The sequence below is a fragment of the Thermus sp. FJN-A genome (assembly GCF_054655095.1).
On the sequence record NZ_BAAHSC010000058.1, the window covers coordinates 1 to 470 of the forward strand.

Consider the following 470-nt stretch of genomic DNA (forward strand, 5'->3'; position numbering starts at 1 on the left):
GGGCCCGGTCCAGGTCGGGCACCCGGCCCGGGCGCACCTCGTTCAGATCCAGCCACACTGCCGAGAGGAGGGCGTGGAGCTCCAGGGCCCGCTCCCGGGAGAGGCCGGAAGGGGAGAGGCTCCGGCTTTGGGCGAGGGCCTCGAGGTAGGCGAGGCGGGCGAGGAGCTTCTCCCGCTCGGCCTCCAGCTCCGCCACCCTCCTGCGCAAATGCTCCAGCTCGTCCACCCTCATCGGTCCCCCTCGCACACCCGGCCCGAGGCGTTGTAGAGCCTCATCTCCCGCTCGTCCTCCCGCCGGGGGTCGGGGGAGAAGCTCACCATCCACCAGGCGCACACCGGGTTCTCCGCCCGCCCCTCCGCCCGAAACCAGGCCACCTGTCCCCCCTCTACCCGGCCCTCCCCCATGGCCTCAACCACCACCCGCTCCCCCTCCTCCAGGAGCAGGCCCCAATCCCCCTCGGAAGGAAGCC

General features: G+C 72.8%; 1 protein-coding gene and 1 pseudogene. Both read right to left on the reverse strand.

The features are described from left to right. A partial coding sequence (locus ACYQ0J_RS00305; RefSeq protein WP_460170237.1) for a hypothetical protein occupies positions 1–232 on the reverse strand: 232 nt, incomplete at its 3' end. Beyond that, positions 229–470 (reverse strand): annotated as a pseudogene (locus ACYQ0J_RS00310) (hypothetical protein); the annotation flags it as partial. The gene ACYQ0J_RS00305 and the pseudogene ACYQ0J_RS00310, both read right to left, overlap by 4 nt.